This window comes from Mesorhizobium sp. M7A.F.Ca.MR.362.00.0.0 (genome assembly GCF_004023175.1).
Lineage (GTDB): Bacteria > Pseudomonadota > Alphaproteobacteria > Rhizobiales > Rhizobiaceae > Mesorhizobium.
This window is the reverse complement of the sequence record NZ_RZTF01000566.1, coordinates 1-3017: the sequence shown is the minus strand read 5'-3', so window position 1 is coordinate 3017 and position 3017 is coordinate 1. Positions and strand designations below refer to the sequence as shown.

Sequence of the window (3017 nt, the reverse complement as noted above, 5' to 3'; positions counted from 1 at the left end):
GGCCTGCACCATGCCGATGTCGAATGTGCCGCAGGCCATGAACGGCAGCGCTGCGCCGGACACATCCTGATGCGTCGTTCGCTCCAGTATTTTGCGCGCATTCGGCCCCGTCAGCAGGAAGCCGCTCATCGTGTCGGAGAGGTCGTCGACGGTGACGCCTTCAGCCGCATGGCTCTCGAACCAGCGCATGTGGAATTCCCGGAGATAGTAGGAGCCCATCAGCCAATAGCTGCCGCCGCCCCAGTTGAAGACGGTGAGGTCGCCCTTCAGCCGTCCGTCACGACCGAGCATCGGCGCCAGGCCGGCCCGCCCCGGCTTCGGCAGCCTGCAGGCGAGCAGCCGGTCGAGCCAGGCTTCCGCACCTGGCCCCGCCACCGCATAGCGCGAATAGGCCGAGATATCGACGAGACCGGCGGCGCGCCGCACCTGCAGCGCCTCGTCGCCGACGATGTCGAAGGCGTTGGAGCGCCGCAGCGTCGTGTTCTCGGCAAATTCCATCGGCGCGAAATAGGCCGGGATTTCCAGTCCCCAGGAAGCCGTCCATTCGCATCCCGCGGCCGTCATGCCGTCATAGGCGCCGGGGCGTTTCAGCGGCCGGCCGGCGGGCAGCCGTTCATTGGGAAAGGTCATGACGAAGCGGCGCGAATAGAACTGGCGCGTCGTCTGCCTGAGATATTCCCGGTTGGCGGCGAAGGCGCCGTAGCGAGCGATGTCCATGCCGAAGATGTCGGCCTGCGGTTCGCCGAAAATCATCCACTCGGCCAGCGACTTGCCGACGCCGCCGCCCTGGCTGAAGCCGGCCATGACGCCGCAGGCAACCCAGTAGTTCCTCAGCCCGCGCACCGGCCCGACAATCGGATTGCCGTCCGGCGTGAAGGTGAAGGCGCCGTTGATCCATTTGCGGATGCCGGCCGTCGCCAGGCAAGGAAAGCGCTCATGCGCCTTGGCGAGTTCGGGGCTGATGCGACCGATGTCTTCCGGGATCAGCTCGATGCCGTAGTCCCACGGCGCGCCATCCATGTTCCAGTGCTTCGGGTTCTGCTCATAGACGCCAAGCAGCACGCCCTTGCGCTCCTGCCGCAGGTAGGAGAAGCCGTCGAGATCGACCGCGATGCCGATTTCCCGGTCAAGTGCTGCGATCTCGGGAATGTCTTCGGTGATGAAATAATGGTGCTCCATCGGCGTCACCGGCAGGTCGATGCCGGCCATGCGGCCGAGCTGCTTTGCCCACAGCCCGCCGGCATTGACGACATGCTCGGCGATGATGGTGCCCTGCTCCGTGACGACATCCCAGCGACCGTCGGCGCGCGGCTTCAACTCGACCACCCGGTTGCGCAGGATGATGTCGGCGCCGCGCTTTTTTGCAGCGCCGGCATAGGCGTGCGTCGTGCCGTACGGGTCGAGATGGCCTTCGTTGGAATCATGCAGGCCGCCAAGCACGCCGGTGACGTCGACGATCGGGCAGATCGCCTTGATCTCGTCGGGCGTGACAAGGCGCGCGGTCTCGATGCCAACCGACTGGAACACCGCCCAGGCCGATTTCAGCCACTCCCAGCGCGCGGGATCGCTGGCGATGTTGACGCCGCCGGTCATGTGCAGGCCGATATCCCAGCCGGATTCGGCCTCGATCTCGCGGTAGAGATTGATGGTGTAGTCCTGCAGCGCCGCCACGTTGGGGTCGGCGTTGAGCGCATGGAAGCCTGCCGCCGCGTGCCAGGTCGAACCGGCCGTCAGTTCGGCGCGCTCGATCAGCGCCACATCGCTCCAGCCAAATCGCGTCAGATGATAAAGGACGGAGGCCCCGACCACGCCACCCCCGATGACGACTGCGCGGTAGTGCGACTTCAAGGCTTCCCCTCCACGGTTAGTCCGAAGGCTGGAGCATATATGCACTGGACATAAGTGTCTAGTGCCGCCCGCGCGCATCGTTTTTCGTCGACCGCCGGCATGCACTGCGCGCTGTCACGCAAGCATCATGTTCGCGCCGTAGACCGCGTTTCGGGGAGGCTTGCGCGGCATCATCGATGTCGCACCTCTTTCAGTTTTTCGTCCCGCGGCCGCTCCGGCACATCCGTCACAAAGAGGATTATCCATGAAACACCTATATCGAACCGCGTCGCTCGGCGTCGCGCTGGCCTTGTTCACCGCCTTGACGCCGGCGCTCGCCGACAGCACCGCGACCGTCGGCGGCACGAGCTTTGTCAACAAAGGGCTGGTCGGCGTCGGCCGCATCCCGGCCGCTCAGCGCGACAAGTTCGGCGAGACGTTTGGTTCGGGCTCGGGCATGTCGATCGACACATCAGGCTGGACGCATGAGGCCGCCGGCTACAAAGGTTCGCTCTGGCTGCTGCCGGATCGCGGCTACAATGTCGTCGGCACCACCGACTACCGGCCGCGCCTCAACACCGTCGCCATCGAGTTTACCCCGGTGGCACCAGGTGCGGCACCTGCTGCCGGCCAGCAGCAGACCGGCGTCAAGGCAACGCTCGCCGACACCATGCTTCTCACCGACGACAAGGGGGCTGATGCCACAGGCCTCGATCCGCTCAACGGCGTGCGCGCGGCAAGCGGCGACATGCCGATCCTGCCGCAAGCCGACAATGGCAAGCTGGCGCTCGACAACGAGGCGATCGTGCGGCTGCCCGATGGTTCGATGTTCATCTCCGACGAATACGGCCCGAACATCTATCGGTTTTCCGCCGACGGGCATCTGCTGTCGGCAACCCAGCCACCGGCTGCGCTGGTGCCGATGCGCCACGGCACGCCGAACTTCGCCTCGGACAATCCGGGACCCGGTGCCGCCGAGCCCGATCCGAAGGATCCCGACACCGGCCGCCAGAACAATCAAGGCCTCGAAGGCATGGCGATGACGCCCGACGGCAAGTTCCTGATCGCCGTGCTGCAGTCGGCGGCCAGGCAGGACGGCGGCGATTCCGGCTCGACCCGCCAGAACACCAGGGCGCTGGTCTATGACGCGTCCGACCTCGCCCACCTCAAATTGGCGCACGAATATGTCG

Annotated in this window: 2 protein-coding genes; one reads left to right on the top strand and one right to left on the bottom strand. The window is 65.6% G+C overall.

Going from position 1 to position 3017, the window contains the following annotated elements; all coding sequences use genetic code 11:
- Positions 1–1848, bottom strand: a 1848-nt coding sequence (locus EOC06_RS35220; protein ID WP_164898931.1) for an FAD-dependent oxidoreductase, incomplete at its 3' end; no start/stop codon positions are given.
- 244 nt (positions 1849–2092) lie between these two features.
- Here EOC06_RS35220 and EOC06_RS35215 point away from each other — a divergent pair.
- On the top strand, positions 2093–3017 hold a 925-nt coding region (locus tag EOC06_RS35215; protein ID WP_164898930.1), incomplete at its 3' end, for an esterase-like activity of phytase family protein.